The 13,934-nt window shown below is 62.3% G+C and carries 16 protein-coding genes; 4 read left to right on the top strand and 12 right to left on the bottom strand.

Features of this window, described 5'->3' with window-relative positions:
* Positions 1-196: 196 nt before the first annotated feature.
* From EA795_RS12125 to EA795_RS12070, 12 genes are all read right to left on the bottom strand, one after another.
* Complete coding sequence (locus EA795_RS12125; RefSeq protein WP_058076255.1) at positions 197-520, bottom strand: hypothetical protein; 324 nt, start codon at positions 518-520, stop codon at positions 197-199.
* Positions 504-902 (bottom strand): flagellar export chaperone FliS, encoded by a 399-nt coding sequence (fliS, locus tag EA795_RS12120; protein ID WP_014851089.1) that lies wholly within the window; start codon positions 900-902, stop codon positions 504-506. Before fliS ends, EA795_RS12125 begins: the two co-directional genes overlap by 17 nt.
* Complete coding sequence (gene fliD, locus EA795_RS12115; protein WP_058076256.1) at positions 899-2,203, bottom strand: flagellar filament capping protein FliD; 1,305 nt, start codon at positions 2,201-2,203, stop codon at positions 899-901. Before fliD ends, fliS begins: the two co-directional genes overlap by 4 nt.
* A gap of 282 nt (positions 2,204-2,485) precedes the next feature.
* Positions 2,486-2,926: a flagellar protein FlgN gene (flgN, locus tag EA795_RS12110; protein WP_058076257.1), complete on the bottom strand. Its 441-nt coding sequence runs from the start codon at positions 2,924-2,926 to the stop codon at positions 2,486-2,488.
* Complete coding sequence (gene flgM / locus EA795_RS12105) at positions 2,923-3,198, bottom strand: flagellar biosynthesis anti-sigma factor FlgM (protein WP_122077532.1); 276 nt, start codon at positions 3,196-3,198, stop codon at positions 2,923-2,925. Before flgM ends, flgN begins: the two co-directional genes overlap by 4 nt.
* 117 nt (positions 3,199-3,315) lie before the next feature.
* Positions 3,316-3,738: a flagellar FliJ family protein gene (locus EA795_RS12100; protein ID WP_014851085.1), complete on the bottom strand. Its 423-nt coding sequence runs from the start codon at positions 3,736-3,738 to the stop codon at positions 3,316-3,318.
* A complete protein-coding gene (gene fliI / locus EA795_RS12095) occupies positions 3,735-5,066 on the bottom strand; it encodes a flagellar protein export ATPase FliI (RefSeq protein WP_014851084.1) in 1,332 nt (443 codons plus the stop codon). The genes EA795_RS12100 and fliI overlap by 4 nt, the downstream gene beginning before the upstream one ends.
* A gap of 1 nt (position 5,067) precedes the next feature.
* Positions 5,068-5,766, bottom strand: a complete 699-nt coding sequence (gene fliH / locus EA795_RS12090) for a flagellar assembly protein FliH (protein WP_122077530.1) — start codon at positions 5,764-5,766, stop codon at positions 5,068-5,070.
* A gap of 6 nt (positions 5,767-5,772) precedes the next feature.
* Positions 5,773-6,840: a FliG C-terminal domain-containing protein gene (locus EA795_RS12085; RefSeq protein ID WP_014851082.1), complete on the bottom strand. Its 1,068-nt coding sequence runs from the start codon at positions 6,838-6,840 to the stop codon at positions 5,773-5,775.
* Positions 6,812-8,482 carry a flagellar basal-body MS-ring/collar protein FliF gene (gene fliF / locus EA795_RS12080; protein ID WP_122077586.1) on the bottom strand — a complete coding sequence of 557 codons (1,671 nt, stop codon included), beginning with the start codon at positions 8,480-8,482 and terminating at the stop codon, positions 6,812-6,814. Before fliF ends, EA795_RS12085 begins: the two co-directional genes overlap by 29 nt.
* Positions 8,483-8,502: 20 nt before the next feature.
* Positions 8,503-8,823, bottom strand: a complete 321-nt coding sequence (gene fliE / locus EA795_RS12075) for a flagellar hook-basal body complex protein FliE (protein WP_014851080.1) — start codon at positions 8,821-8,823, stop codon at positions 8,503-8,505.
* 19 nt (positions 8,824-8,842) lie between these two features.
* On the bottom strand, positions 8,843-10,171 hold the full coding sequence (locus tag EA795_RS12070; protein WP_376745304.1) for a sigma-54 dependent transcriptional regulator: 1,329 nt from the start codon (positions 10,169-10,171) through the stop codon (positions 8,843-8,845).
* A gap of 493 nt (positions 10,172-10,664) precedes the next feature.
* Here EA795_RS12070 and EA795_RS12065 point away from each other — a divergent pair, with 493 nt between their 5' ends.
* The 4 genes from EA795_RS12065 to EA795_RS12045 all read left to right on the top strand — a co-directional run bounded on the left by EA795_RS12065 (position 10,665) and on the right by EA795_RS12045 (position 13,918).
* A complete protein-coding gene (locus EA795_RS12065) occupies positions 10,665-11,504 on the top strand; it encodes a FliM/FliN family flagellar motor switch protein (protein WP_043942479.1) in 840 nt (279 codons plus the stop codon).
* Positions 11,501-11,872 (top strand): flagellar motor switch protein FliN, encoded by a 372-nt coding sequence (gene fliN, locus EA795_RS12060; RefSeq protein ID WP_014851077.1) that lies wholly within the window; start codon positions 11,501-11,503, stop codon positions 11,870-11,872. Before EA795_RS12065 ends, fliN begins: the two co-directional genes overlap by 4 nt.
* Positions 11,869-12,621, top strand: a complete 753-nt coding sequence (fliP, locus tag EA795_RS12055) for a flagellar type III secretion system pore protein FliP (RefSeq protein ID WP_014851076.1) — start codon at positions 11,869-11,871, stop codon at positions 12,619-12,621. Before fliN ends, fliP begins: the two co-directional genes overlap by 4 nt.
* A gap of 1,024 nt (positions 12,622-13,645) precedes the next feature.
* Complete coding sequence (locus EA795_RS12045) at positions 13,646-13,918, top strand: flagellar biosynthetic protein FliQ (protein ID WP_014851075.1); 273 nt, start codon at positions 13,646-13,648, stop codon at positions 13,916-13,918.
* Positions 13,919-13,934: the final 16 nt, after the last annotated feature.

The following is a 13,934-nucleotide window of genomic DNA, read 5'->3' as shown; positions in this document are numbered from 1 at the left end:
ACGCCCCCTCGCAACGAAACAACCGACCGCTCCACCGGCTGCGCCGCGGCACTCACGGCAGCAGATCGCATGCGCTCGCCGAAGCCACGCGCGGCATCGCCCGCCGGTTTCGCCGAAACGCTACGGGCCGCTGCGGGCTGTACGGTTTCGGTAGTCATGGAATTTACGGCAGCAGGCATGGATGTAGTGGACTGGATCATCGCAGGCCCCCGGCCTGAAACATGTCGATTCGCTGGTAGGCGGCGCGGCCTTCGGAATATTCGAGATGGTTCAGCAACAGCAGGCGCAGGCGTTCGCATTCATCCGCACAGGCTTGCAGGCCCTCGCCATGAAGCTGCTTGAGCAGGCGCTTGGCGGCGAGCGTCGGCTCGTCGAGTTCGCTTCGCCCGGCCAATACCTCGAGGCATTGCCGCACCGCGACGTCCACGGCGGCAACGGTGCTCCAGTCTCCGGCCTGCAAGGCCTGCTGCAGTTGCGCATGCAACTCGAGCAGGCGCTCGCGATCACTTACGGGCGGCACTGACGCCCTCCCAGCCTTCACGGAGAATGCCGAGCAGATTGACCACTTCGTCCAGCCCCTCCAGCGACAGCGACACGCTCACGTCCGAGAGACGATAGATGCAGTATTCGTAGAGACGCGCCAACCCCTGCACCACCTCGCCACCGCCCTCGTCGTCGAGCGCGCCGTTGAGGCCGTTGAGGATGTTCATGCACTTTTCGAGGGACTGGCCCTTCTGCTGGTAGCGCTTGTGCTCGATATGGCCACGGGCACGGGCCAGCTCGTCGAGCAGGCCATCCATCAGCACCAGCACCAGCTCGTAAGGCGAAGCGGATGCAGCGCGGGCTTCGAGATCCACCGAGCGGTAGCTTTCATAACTGTCGTTTTGGAGGTAGGTGCTCATCCGAACAATCCGAAGGTCTGCTCCATGCTCTGCATGGTCTGCATCATGGAGGTGAACTGCTTGAGGTAGCGGCTGTAATGGGTGTCGTACTGCTGCTGAAGGTTCTCGAACTGCTCGTCGATACGGCGCAGGCTCATATCCAGCGTGTCCATACGGTTCTTCAGCATGCCGTTGGTGCTGCTGGTGTAGCTGGCGACAGTCTTGTCGATGCTGTCGAGCAGATTGTCCTTGCCGGTGAACAGCGCCTCGAAGCCTTCGGGGTTGCTGGCCACGGCGGCCTCGAAACGCTTGCTGTCGATGGTCAGCTTGCCGTTGCGGTCGGCGCTGATGCCGAAGTTGATCAGACTGGTGCCGCCGAAGTCGGTACGCAGCAAAGCGTTCAGGCGGCTCTCGATGGAGCGCACGCTGGCATCGCCGGCCAGCATGCCGCGCGCGGTGCTTTCGCTACCGCTGGCGGTCAGGCTGTCGAAACTGGACATCAGCGTATTGAAAGCATCGATGAAACTCTGGGCCTTGGCCTGGGTGCCTTCCTTGTCCTGGGCGATGTCGATGGTGAGCGGCGCATCACCTGCCGCATGGGCCTTGGTGAACGTCATGCTGACGCCATCGATGACATTCTCGAAGGTGTTGCTGGCGTTGGTCAGTTTGATTCCGGAGGTGTCGCGCCCCAGATAAACCTCGGCGTCCGCCGCGCTGGACAGCCGAGTCGGGCCGGCAACCGCAGCCTCCACCGCGGCGTTACCCGTGGCGCTCAGGCTGATGGCCTGCGCGGCGCCGGTTTCTTCGCTGGTCAGTACCAGGTTGATCGCGCCATCGCTGCGTACCAGCGTGGCCTGGACGCCGTTGTTGTCGGCAGCGTCGTTGATCGCTCTGGCAAGCTCGTCGAGCGTGGTGAGGCCGCTCATGTCGACATCGAAAGAAGCGCCGTCCTGCTCGATGGTGAGTGTGCCGCCGCCCGCGAGATTCGCATCCGTCAGGCCCTGCAGCGCCAGCTGGTCCTTGCTGGCCAGCTGCTTGACGAAGAAATCGTAGCTACCGGTCGTCGCCTTCGTGCCCACCGTCGCGCTGGCGTAACCTTCCTGACTGAAGGTCGCGCTGTTGGTGAGCATGCTCGAGGTGCTGCTGTTGAGCTTGGTAATGGCTGACTTGAAAGTCGTCAGCGAGCTGCGCAGCGTGCTCAGCGCATCACGCTGGGCCTTGTAACTGGTTTCGTTGCGGTTGAGCCGATCCAGCGAAGACTGAACTTCGTAGGTCGCCAACTGCGTCGACATCTGCTGTACGTAATCAGAATCTATTGCCATCACCGTCCCCTCTTGATGCCTGTAGAGCAAATTGAGTGCCAGGTCACAAAGACCCATATGGCGGGCCTTTCAAGGCACTCATGCAGAAAAGAAGCTTCCGCAACGCACCAGGACGAGGAAACGGGGAAATGCCGTTTCCGCATCGGCGACAGGCGGAATGTCCCTGTTTAAAGGCGACGCCAGCGAGCCGGGGATTAAAGCGTTTGCAGGATTAATCCCCTGATGGAGGGGTAGCGGCGGAAGGGGGCGCCCAGGCGAAGACGGACGGGCAACGGTTACAGGCTAGTAAGCCTGGTGCGTATAGAGCTGGGCGCCCTGGTTGCCGAGCAGCAGTTGCTGCAGGATCTCGTGGTGCATGGCAAGCAGCCGGCCATTGCGCTCGTTGAGCTGCTGGCATTGCCTGGCCAGGTCGCCGAGCTGCTGCCAGTGCCGCTGCAAGGCTTCGCCACGCTCGCCCGAGCAACTGGCCAGCAAGCGCTGCATGCCGGGGCCAGTGGCCTCCAGGCGGAAGGCGGTGAGCACCTTGCTGCGACGCTGAGCGCGGGCGGCAAGCACTTCGATGCGGTTGTCGATCTGCGCATTGATGCGCTCGATCTCGGGCACATCACGCTCCAGCAGATGGCCGTAGAGCATCTGCATCAGTTCGCGCAGGCTGCGGTAGTCGCTGCAGTCCTGTTGCAGATCGTCATCTACGACGGCGAGAAGCTTTTCCCGCTGGCTCACGCATCGTTTCCGCGGTGGAAACTGAGCATGCTGCTCGCCAACTCGCCCACGTCGCTGCTGATCTCACCGCGTTGCAGGGCCTGCTTGATCGCGGCGACACGGTCCATATCCACCTCAGGCATGGCACGCAGGGCTTCGTGCATCTGTTCGAGCGGCAGGTTCTCGGCCTGACGGGCTGCCGGCAGGGAAGGCTGGCGCGCAGCTACCTGGTGAGCCGTGGACTGCTCGATGGGCAGGACGGAGACGGGCTTGAGATGCCGGCTGATTTCCATGTTTTCGTTCCAACTCGGTGGTTACTGCCTGATAAGCGACCGCTCGGGCGGATTACTTAAATCTTTTTCCAATAGGCTGACGAGCAACCTCCAGCGGCCACCGCTGCGGTGTGGACTTCAGCGTCGCTCTCGCCACCAGCTCTGCGCCGCCAAACCATCCTGGATCTTCTGTTCCTGCGCTAATAGCTGTTGCTGCCACTGCTGCATCTTGGCGTCGATCACATGTTCGACCACCCTCTCGCTGCGCATGGCCTGCAGCAGTTCCTGTTGAATGCGCGCCAGTGCCTGCTCGGCCACCGCCAGCTCGCGCCGTTGCAGTTCGACCATCTTGTACAGGGTCGCCTTGTAGCGCTGCTGGTTGTCGCGTTGCAAGGGTGTACTCATCGGCACGGAAAATCCGCACAAGCGACTCAGGCCGGTGATGTTGTTGCGATAGCGCTGACAGAGGTTCTGCTGGTACCGGACCTGCCCAAGCATCTGCTTGACCCGGTTGCCACGCAGGCTGGCCAACCGTGTGAGCGTTTCGATCTGCTGTCTCATGGTTTCCTGACGATGCTCTGCAGCAGGGTCAGGCTGGCTTCCAGTTCCGCCGCCTCCCCCACATCCTGGCGCAGGAAGCGGTCGATGCTGGGCGCAAGCTTCACCGCGCGGTCGGTCTTGGCATCCGCGCCCGGGCTATAGCCCCCCAGCGGGATCAGCTCCTTGATCTTCTCGTAGGTGCTGTAGAACTCCTTGAGCTGGCGCGCGGCGCCCAGGTGCGACGGCTGGCCGACCTGACTCATGCAGCGGCTGACCGAGGCGCAGATGTCGATCGCCGGATAGTGACCGGCATCGGCCAGACGACGCGACAGCACGATATGGCCGTCGAGTATCGCTCTTGCGCAATCGACGATCGGGTCCTGCTGATCATCGCCTTCGGCCAGCACGGTGTAGAGCGCGCTGAGACTGCCATTGTCGTTGGCGCCGTTACCGGCGCTTTCCACCAGCTCCGGCAGCATGCCGAACACCGATGGCGGATAGCCCTTGGTCGCCGGCGGCTCGCCGAGGGCCAGGGCGATTTCGCGCTGGGCCATGGCGTAGCGCGTCAGCGAATCCACCAGCAACAGCACATCATTGCCCTGGTCGCGGAAGTAGCCAGCGATGCTGTGGCACAGCTCGGTGGCCTTGAGCCGCATCAGCGGCGACTCGTTGGCCGGCGCAACTACCACCACGGCCTTCTTCAAGCCTTCCTCGCCAAGCGAATGCAGCAGGAACTCCTGCACCTCGCGACCACGCTCGCCAATCAGCCCGACAACCACCACGTCGGCCTTGGTCTGGCGGGTGATCATGCCCAGCAGCACGCTCTTGCCGACCCCGGAACCGGCGAACAGGCCGACCCGCTGGCCCTTGCCCAGGGTCAGCGTGGCGTTGATCGCCCGCACGCCGACATCCAGCGGCTCGCTGACCGGCTTGCGCTTGAGCGGATGCACCGACGGCAGCTCGGCGGGCAACGGGTCGCGCCCGCTCAGCTTGCCCAGGTCGTCCAGCGGCTCGCCGAGCCCGTTGAGCACGCGCCCCAGCCAGGATTCGTCGATATGCAGCTTGGCGTCGTCGGGTGCCGGAAACACGCGCGAACCTGCGGTCAGGCCCACCGGTTTCTTGAAGGGCATCAGGTAGGTGATGTCGCGGTTGAAACCCACCACCTGCGCATCGAGCATGCTGCCGTCGCCCTGCTCGACGAAGCAGCGCTGACCGGTCATGCGCTGGCAACCGAGGCTCTCCAGCAGCATGCCGGAGACCCGTACCAACCTGCCGCTGACCTTGGCCAACTGCACACCATCCAGCGAGCGCAGCGCCTCGTCGAGCCGGAAGCTCTCGCGCAGCGACATCTCAGCCTTCTGCCCTGATGTGTTCGGCCAGGGTTTCCATGCACGAATCCAGGCGCTGCTGGCAGCCGATATCGGCTTCGGCCTGAGCGGTCACTACCCGGCACTCGCCCAGGGCCAGTTTTTCATCCGGCACCAGGCGCCAGGCAGCCGCGCGCTCGGGCGCCAGCTCTCTGATGCGGGCGCATTCTTCCGGATTGAGCAGAATGCGCGCATCGTCCTGGTCACCGGGCATGGCCGCCAGCGCTTCCTCGGCGAGGGTCAGCAACTGCGTCGGACTCAGCGTCAGTTCACAGCGGATGACCTGCCTGGAAACCTTCTGCACCAGCTCGAGCAACTGTTCACGACGCGCCTGCTCGAAATCGCGATGAAAGCGCTCGAAGCTTTCGATCAGCCGATCCAGCGGCTGCGCCGCCTCGTCGAAGGCCTTTCGGCCCTGGGCACGGCCTTCTTCATGGCCGATGGTCTTGCCGTCGACGATGCCGCGCTCGAAGCCTTCGCGATAGCCCGCTTCGCGGCCCTGCTCCAGCCCCTGCTCGTACCCCTTGTCGATGCCTTCCTGAAAACCTTCGGCGACGGCGCGTTGCAGTGCTGCCGGATCGCCAGCCAGGCTATCGGAAGCCTGTGTCGCGGGCCTGACCCGCGGCGGAAAGCGGAACGGGCGCCAGGAGCGGCCTTCGCCTTTGATGATCTTGATGCTCATCGGCGCTTACTCGACCGTCTGTTCGCGGAACAGCTGAACCTGCAGCTCGCCGTCGGCGGACATTTCGCGAACCACCGCCATGATGTCCTTGCGTACCTGTTCGACCCGCGACAGCGGTACCGGACCCTGGCGACGGTTGATCGATTCCATCTGCTGCGCCTGGCGCTTGGGCATCGCACCCTGGATGGCACGCACCAGCTCAGGCTCCGCGCCCTTGAGCGCAACCACCCATTCTTCCAGCGGGATCACTTCCAGCAGCGTCTGCAACACATCCTGGTTCTGCCGCGAGAGGATGAAGAAGTCGTACATTTCATCCTCGATCTTGCCCACCAGCTCCTCGTTGTGGGCGCGCAACAGCTCGAACATCTGGTCACGGTTGCCCTTGAAGCGGTTCATGATGTCCGCCGCCTGCTTCACGCCACGCACCTGCGAGCCCTGGTTCGACAGCACCTGCAAGCTGCGATCGATCAGTTGCTCGAGTTCGGCGATCACGTCGCTGTTGACCTCGTTGAGGTTGGCGATGCGGTACAGCAGCTCGTCCTGGCGCTCGGCCGGCATGCATTCGAGCACGTCGGTGGCCATGCCCGGCGGCAGGAAGGCGAGGAACACCGCTTGCATCTGCGCATGTTCCTTGGCGATCAATGCGGCGAACTGCCTGGGGTCGAGCCACTCCATCTTGGCCATCTTGGCGCGGATCTCCTCGCCATAGATGGAATCGAGCAGCGAACGGGTTATATCGCTACCCAATGCCTTGCCGAGCATGCCGGCGAGATAGGTGCGCGAGGCTCCCTTGATGCTGCTCTGCTCCTTGTAGTCATCGAAGAAGCGGCTGATCACATCGGAGACCATCGGCTGCTTGACGTTGGACAGGCGCGCCATGGCCTGGCTGATGCTGATGATTTCCTCGCGGGAAAAGTTGCGCAGGATACCCGCGGAGATGTCATCGCCCATACTCAGCATGAGTATTGCCGCCTGGTCCAGCGAGCTGACCGAGCGCAGCTGCACCGGCCGCGCCTTGATTTCCTTGCTCGAGCCGGTTGCCGACTCAGCCGGCTGGGTTGAGGTCTCTTTCATTGCGGCCTATCCAGTGCTTGATGACTTCCGAAACGCGTTCCGGGTCGTTCTTGGCGAGCATCTGCAAATGCTCGATCTGCAATTCGAGACCCGACCCCGGCGCCGGCAGGCGAATTTCCGAGAGCGGGTTGAGCTCGCCGAATACCTGCACGCCATCGTTGCCGCCACTCGGGCTGGCCAATGCCGCTCGCGCCTGAGCCTCAAGACGGGCCGCTCCGGCCGCCATGGCAGCCTCCGGCACCTGCGCTTCCGACGGCTCCAGCGCGTTGCGCTGAGTCAGGCTGCGCACGGCGGGGCGAACCACGATCAGCAACAGCAGCAGGGCGATCAGGCCGGCTATGGCGAGCTTGGCGAGAGCATGCACCTGGCTGTTCTCCCACCAGGGCAGCTCCTCGGTGCCGGTATCGGCGACGGCAAAGGGCAGTACGCTGAGGGTCAACAGATCGCCACGCGCCTGCTGGAAGCCCACCGCGCTGCGCACCATGGCATCCAGTTCCGCGCGAGCCTCATCGCTCCAGCCACCTTCCGGTGCGGCGTCGGCATTCAACACCACGGCGATGCTCTGCTGACGAAGGGCAAAGCCGGCATGTTTCACGTGGACCACGCTCTGGTCGTAATCCAGCTGACGCGTGGATTCCTCACGAATGGAGGTCGCGCCTTTGGTCTCGCCTTCGGTGGCGGGCGCCTCCCCCTCCTCCGGCGGTGCCACGGGACGGTTGGCCAGCGAGCCGGGAATGCCCAGCGCCAGCTGATCCAGCGCGCTTTCGTTGCTCAGCACCTCGCGGCGCAGACGCGGTGTCTCACCGAAGGACTGAAAGGTCTCTTCCTTCTGGCTGAAATCGATGTCGGCGGCGACGCTGATACGGTAGTTGCCGCGGCCCAGCACCGGCGCCAGAACTTCCTCGATGTTGGCTACGGCCTTCTGCTGATAGTCCTCGACGGCTTGCCAGTTCTGCGCCGGACCGCCGCCAACATTCAACCCGCGCGACAGCAGTGCGCCGTACTGATCGACTACACCGACATCTTCGGGCTTGAGGTTGGGCACACTGCCGGAGATCAGATTCACGATAGCCGCGACCTGCTCGGTCGCCAGCCTGTAGCCAGGCTCCAGCTGCACCATCACCGAGGCCTTGGTCGGTGCACGCTTGCTGACCACGAAGGAGCTGTTCTCCTCCTGCGCCAGATGCACCCGCGCCTGCTGGACACCCTTGAGTGACATCACCGTGCGGGCCAATTCGCCCTCCAGGCTGCGCTTGAGGCGTACATCCTGAACGAACTGGCTGGTGCCCAACGGCTCCTCCTTGTCGAACAGCTCGTAGCCAGCCGGCAATGCCACTTTCACACCCTTGGCGGCGAGCAGCATGCGCGCTTTCGAAAGCTGCTCCTCGCGTACAAGGATCTGGCCGCTCTGCGGATGGACGCGATATTGCAGCGTTTCGCTGTCGAGTACCTGCATCACCTCGGCGACCGGGAAGGCTTCGCCCGCACCATGCAGCGGACGGAAGGAGCTGTTGTCGCGCCACATGTAGAAGACCACGGCCACGGCCAGCGCCGCGGCGATCACCGCCATGCCGGCAAGGGTCACGCGCGGATCGAGCTGAAGACCACCGGCGGGCAGCCTGCTTTTGATTTTCTGCAGCACGTCCTGGCTCTCACGCCCGATCAAAGCGGCATTCTCATGACGTCGTCGAACGCCGTGGTCAGTTTGTTGCGCACCTGCAGCAGCGCGGAAAACGACACGCTGGCCTTCTGGCTGTCGATCATGGCGCCGACCAGGTCGTCACTCTTGCCGCTGTCGACCGCCGCCATGGCGGCGCTGGCCTGATGCTGCCGGGCATCGACCGAGCGCATCGCGGCCATGAACAAGCCACCGGCATCGGGTGCGGCCTGGCTCGCCGGCTGGATCGCCGGGCTTCCGGCGACCTCGGCCAGCTGCTGCATCCGGCCCAGCATGTCCTGCTGCACCTGCATGATTGAACTCATTGGGTGTTTCCTTCGAGGTTCAGAAATTCAGCTCGATGCCCTGCTCACGCATGGCATTGAGGCGGTAACGCAACGCGCGCGAGGTCATGCCAAGGCTGGCGGCGGCCTTGGTCTTGTGCCCGTCGAACTTGCGAATGGTGTCGATCACATGCTGGTACTCGGCCCACTTGCCGCTGGCACGCAGGGCCGCCTTGCCGCCTTCGGCAAACGGCACTGGTGGCTTCTCCTGTTGCTGTTCAGCCATCGGCGCTACAGCCAGCCCCAGATCCTGCGGCTGGATGAACAGGCCGTTGCGCAACACCAGTGCACGCTGCACGGTGTTTTCCAGCTCGCGGGCATTGCCCGGCCAGTCGTGCTGCAGCAATGCGCGACAGGCCTCGGCGGTCAGCAGGTTCTCGTCGGCATCCTGGGGGGCGTACTTGGCGATGAAACGCCGGACCAGGGGCAGCACGTCTTCCTTGCGCTCGCGCAGCGGACTGATGTGTAGCGGTAGTACATCGAGGCGGAACATCAGATCGGCACGGAAGCGCCCTTCGGCCACTTCGCGCTGCAGGTCGCGGTTGGTGGCGGCGATGATGCGAACATCGAGCGCGATCTCCTTACGGCCGCCGAGGCGCTCCACCCGCTGCTCCTGCAGCACGCGCAGGAGCTTGGCCTGCAGGCCCAGCGGCAGCTCGCCGATTTCGTCCAGCAGCAGGGTGCCGCCATTGGCCTGCTCGAACTTGCCCGGCTGCGCAGCCACCGCCCCGGTGAAGGCACCCTTCTCATGGCCGAACAGGATCGACTCGAGCATCTGCTCGGGAATCGCCGCGCAGTTAACGGCGATGAAAGGGGCATCGGCGTCTGCGGAGAAGCGATGGATGTAGCGCGCCATCAGCTCCTTGCCGGTGCCGGTTTCGCCGGTGATCAGGATCGGAGCGCGGGTCAGGGAAACACGCTGCGCCATGGCCAGCAGCCGCCGGCTGCCCTGTGAGCAGGAGACGAAACTTTCCTGTGCCGCATCGGCATGCTCCTGGCGACGCAACAGGGCGCTGAGCTGGCTTTCGCTGAAAGGCGACAACAGGTAGTCGACACAACCCAGTTCGAGCAGGGCCGCGGCTTTTTCCTGATCCGCGTACTGCACTACCGGGATGACATTGATATTGCTCGCCCGCCGCACCAGCGCACCGACCTGCGAATACAACCTCTGTTCGGCAATACCACCGATCAATACGAAGATGAGCTTCGCCTCTTGCAGCGTGCCCTCATCCAGTTCGTCGAAACCTGAATATGCGAAAACTTCGCAACCCTCGCGGTGCAGCCCGGCCCGAAGAAGTTCGCCGCCCGCTTCGACCGTATTGCCGACCATCAGGATTTTCCTGGACGCCGACACCGGAGCGAATCGCCTTTCGCATGAATAGTTCATTGCACCTGTGAAACCGCTCAATGTGACCACCTTGCTACTGGCGTGCCCCGCCGAGATGACGTATCGGGCTTCGCAGAAGAAAAATAATTTAACTGCCCGGGAACTTGTGCCGCCCTTTCTGTCCAACCCGCTGGAACTATTCGAGTAACTGCGGCTGACACCCGAGAAAACTGCGCGCACGCTATCAAGCCCGTCTCGAAACTGCCCAATCAGTTCTTCTTAAATTAAATCAAGAGCACTCAGCCGACCTCAAAAGAGATCATTTGATATCTCTTGATTTAATCCATCCTCGCGCCCATGCCTAGACTGGCGGCACGCTAGAGCCGTGCCTGCAATATCAGCAGCGACGATCCGCCCTGGCCAAACAGAACTTCTGCTTACACCAGTGCGTCGGGCCCGCCCAGCCGCGCTAGAACCGGGACAACATCGTTCGCACATGTCTGGCAATTCGAAAGTTCATCATGGCCTACCCGCCCAAAGCCTGACTGTGTTGAAACCGCAGAAGCTTGGACGGCATCACCACAAGATTCCGCAGTTCATCAAGGAAACCACCAACAAGAATCCACGCTTGATAGGTGATTATTTCCTGCGCAACTACCGAATCAGCCTGGAGTTGAGCAAGGTGGATGTACAGGAGGCGAACAACAAGGCGCCGGACTGTATTTATCGCTCGCCCATGGGGAAAGTTGGTTTCTCCATCGATCGCGCGCTGCTCACCGAGGCACTGGAGTGTTATTACGGTGGCACGCTAGTGCCCAGCCAGGAAGCGCCGCCAATAAGCACGTCCGAACAACGGATGCGTAATCGCCTGGGCCTGGATCTGACTTATATATTCGCGCGCTCGATTCTGGGCGGCGAAACCTTCGGCGCACTCGAGCGCTATGAAAACGATTACGAAGAAACCGACTGGGAGTTCGTGGCCGAGTTCGAATACATCAGCCACCTCACCGACAGTCGCTCATCCGTCTTCATTCATCTGGATACCGATCTGGTCGATGAGCTCACCAACCATCTCGCCGGCCCACCGCCGGAGCGCCTGAGCGGCAATCCGGTCGATCACATCAAGCATCTGCCGGTGCGCCTGGACTGCGTCATCGCCTCGGTGCGGATGCCGCTGTCGCAGGTACTCGGCCTGCAGCTCGACGACATCCTCATGGTGCGTCCGCTGGACCGCTACGAGGTGCGCATCAACCAGCAGAAGCTCTTCCGGGGCACCGTCTTCGAAGAAGACGGTGCCTTGTTTCTCACTTCACTTGAAAGCGTGAAATCCCAATGACCGGCCAACTGTCCGAAAACGAATTCGAGAACCTCATCAACGAAGGCGACCTGAGCCTCGACGCAGCCGAAAAGCCAGTCGTCGAACCGACACCGCAGCTGCCATCGCCCCGCCAGGACCTGAGTTTCTTCGGCAAGATCCCGGTCAACGTGACGCTTGAAGTGGCTTCGGCCGAGATCTCGTTGAAAGAGCTGATGGAATGCGACACCAGCAGCGTCATCGTGCTCGACAAGGTCGCCGGCGAGCCACTGGATGTGAAGGTCAACGGTACCCTGTTCGCCAAGGCCGAGGTGGTGGTGATGAACGGCAGCTATGGCCTGCGCATCGTCGAGCTGTCCGGCAACGGCCTGGATGCGCTGACGCAATGAAACAGCGACGCGGGTTGCTGCTGGTCCTGTTGCTGGCCTGCCTGTTCCCCCTGGCCGCACAGGCGGCGGGAGGCGAGATCACCCTGTTCAGCCTGAACGATACCGAGAACGGCCAGGATTTCAGCGTCAAGCTGCAGATCCTGATCATCATGACGCTGCTCGGCTTCCTGCCGGCGATGCTGATGATGATGACCTGCTTCACGCGCTTCATCATCGTCCTGGCCATCCTGCGCCAGGCCATCGGCCTGCAGCAGAGCCCGCCCAACCAGGTGCTGATCGGCATCGCGCTGATCGTCACGCTGCTGGTAATGCGCCCGGTCTGGCAGGAAATTCACGACACGGCCTTCGAGCCTTTCCAGAACGACGAGATCAGCCTGGAGCAGGCGCTGGAGGTTTCCAAGGAGAGCCTTTCCGGCTTCATGCTGGCGCAGACCAACAAGTCTTCGTTGGAAACCATGGTGTCGCTTGCCGGCGAGGAGATTCCGGAGAACCTCGAGGAGCTGGATTTTTCGCTGCTGCTGCCTGCGTTCGTGCTGAGCGAGCTGAAAACCGCGTTTCAGCTGGGATTCATGATCTTCATGCCCTTCCTGGTGATCGATCTGGTGGTCGCCAGTGTGCTGATGGCGATGGGCATGATGATGCTGTCGCCGATGATGATTTCGCTGCCGTTCAAGTTGATGGTGTTCGTGTTGGTCGATGGCTGGGCGCTGTTGATGGGCACGCTGACTACCAGTATTCAGCCGTTCTAGGTGGCGAGATGAGTACGATTGCAGTGCGCCCCACCTGTAGGAGCGAGCTTGCTCGCGAAGCTTTTCCGGCACGGGCGGTTGCGTACGACGCAGCGTTTTCAGGTTGCGACTCACTTTTTTCAGCTTTCGTAGAGTGGAAAACTGCGAAGCATTTTCCACCTGTTGGGGCGCAGGCGACTATGTACGGCGCCACGCTTTCCTCGGCCCGAGCTACAGGTTTCGCCTTGCACGGCGACTCACTTTTTTCAGTCGCCGGTCGGCCGGCCCCAAAAAAAGTAAGCAAAAACGCTTGGCCCTGCATTCGGGTCTCACTGCGCGAGACTTCCCTCACTCCATCCACATTCCGGGGGCCGGCGTACAAGGGCCATCCATGTCCCTTTACGCCTCTCGCGGCATCCATGCCGCTCGCTCCCCTCCACGCGGACTCCGTTCGGCCTTCTGAAAGGGGCGATTCGGTGGCGTCTGCGGGGCCGTGCAGCAAATCATCTGTGTGGCTACGACGTAGGGTGGGTAACGCGAAGCTTACCCACCGATCCTGCCGAGCAAGCTTCGATGGCCGTGCTGATTGCGGTGGAAAATGCTTCGCAGTTTTCCACCCTACAAGCCCCCAGGCGACTCGGTCCTTGATCCCCTTCAGGAGGCCGAGCGCAGGCGTTGCGCAGGGGGGCTCGAGGCATGGATGCCGAGAGAGGCGTAAAGGGACATGGATGTCCCTTCGCGACGACCCCCGGAGCAACACCGGAGCGAGGGAAGTTTTGCGAAGCAAAACCCGGATGCAGGGGTGGCCTTCTTTTTGGTTACTTTTTCTTGGCCAAACAAGAAAAAGTGCCGCGCCGTGCAAGGCGCAACCTGTAGGCCGTGCCACGGAAAGCACGGCGACATATATGAGCGGCCGCGCGAGCACCGTTTCGCGAGCAAGGACTAGGCGCCCCCCTGCGCTCCTAAGAAAGCAAAAGCAAAAGCAGAAGCAAAAGCACGCCGCGTCGTTCAGCGGCGAGCACGGATTCACCTGCCAGGTGCCAAAATGCTGACCCCCGACACCGCCGTCCACCTCGTCTCCAACGCCATCCATGTCATTGTCCTGGTGGTCTGCGTGCTGGTGGTGCCGAGCCTGCTCGGCGGCCTGCTGATCAGCATCTTCCAGGCCGCCACCCAGATCAACGAACAGATGCTGAGCTTCCTTCCGCGCCTGCTGATCACCCTTGGCATGCTGGTCTTCGCCGGTCACTGGATTCTCGGCACCCTCAGCGACCTGTTCGTCGAGACCTTCCGCCAGGCCGGGCGGCTGGTTGGCTGAGCCATGGGCAACGAAC

The sequence above is a fragment of the Stutzerimonas nitrititolerans genome, assembly GCF_003696285.1.
Taxonomy (GTDB): Bacteria; Pseudomonadota; Gammaproteobacteria; order Pseudomonadales; family Pseudomonadaceae; genus Stutzerimonas; species Stutzerimonas nitrititolerans.
The sequence above is the reverse complement of the archived record's forward strand: the minus strand, read 5'-3'. Positions and strand labels throughout refer to the sequence as shown.

What these genes read in the sequence shown, in the direction of transcription:
- fliP (WP_014851076.1), top strand. Translation starts at nt 11,869, where the DNA reads ATGAAACAGCGACGCGGGTTGCTGCTGGTCCTGTTGCTGGCCTGCCTG.
- fliN (WP_014851077.1), top strand. Translation starts at nt 11,501, where the DNA reads ATGACCGGCCAACTGTCCGAAAACGAATTCGAGAACCTCATCAACGAA.
- EA795_RS12070 (WP_376745304.1), bottom strand. Translation starts at nt 10,171, where the DNA reads ATGGTCGGCAATACGGTCGAAGCGGGCGGCGAACTTCTTCGGGCCGGG.
- fliH (WP_122077530.1), bottom strand. Translation starts at nt 5,766, where the DNA reads ATGAGCATCAAGATCATCAAAGGCGAAGGCCGCTCCTGGCGCCCGTTC.
- fliS (WP_014851089.1), bottom strand. Translation starts at nt 902, where the DNA reads ATGAGCACCTACCTCCAAAACGACAGTTATGAAAGCTACCGCTCGGTG.
- fliD (WP_058076256.1), bottom strand. Translation starts at nt 2,203, where the DNA reads ATGGCAATAGATTCTGATTACGTACAGCAGATGTCGACGCAGTTGGCG.
- fliI (WP_014851084.1), bottom strand. Translation starts at nt 5,066, where the DNA reads ATGTCGCTGCGCGAGAGCTTCCGGCTCGACGAGGCGCTGCGCTCGCTG.
- EA795_RS12100 (WP_014851085.1), bottom strand. Translation starts at nt 3,738, where the DNA reads ATGAGACAGCAGATCGAAACGCTCACACGGTTGGCCAGCCTGCGTGGC.
- fliE (WP_014851080.1), bottom strand. Translation starts at nt 8,823, where the DNA reads ATGAGTTCAATCATGCAGGTGCAGCAGGACATGCTGGGCCGGATGCAG.
- flgM (WP_122077532.1), bottom strand. Translation starts at nt 3,198, where the DNA reads ATGGAAATCAGCCGGCATCTCAAGCCCGTCTCCGTCCTGCCCATCGAG.
- EA795_RS12065 (WP_043942479.1), top strand. Translation starts at nt 10,665, where the DNA reads ATGTCTGGCAATTCGAAAGTTCATCATGGCCTACCCGCCCAAAGCCTG.
- EA795_RS12085 (WP_014851082.1), bottom strand. Translation starts at nt 6,840, where the DNA reads ATGAAAGAGACCTCAACCCAGCCGGCTGAGTCGGCAACCGGCTCGAGC.
- EA795_RS12045 (WP_014851075.1), top strand. Translation starts at nt 13,646, where the DNA reads ATGCTGACCCCCGACACCGCCGTCCACCTCGTCTCCAACGCCATCCAT.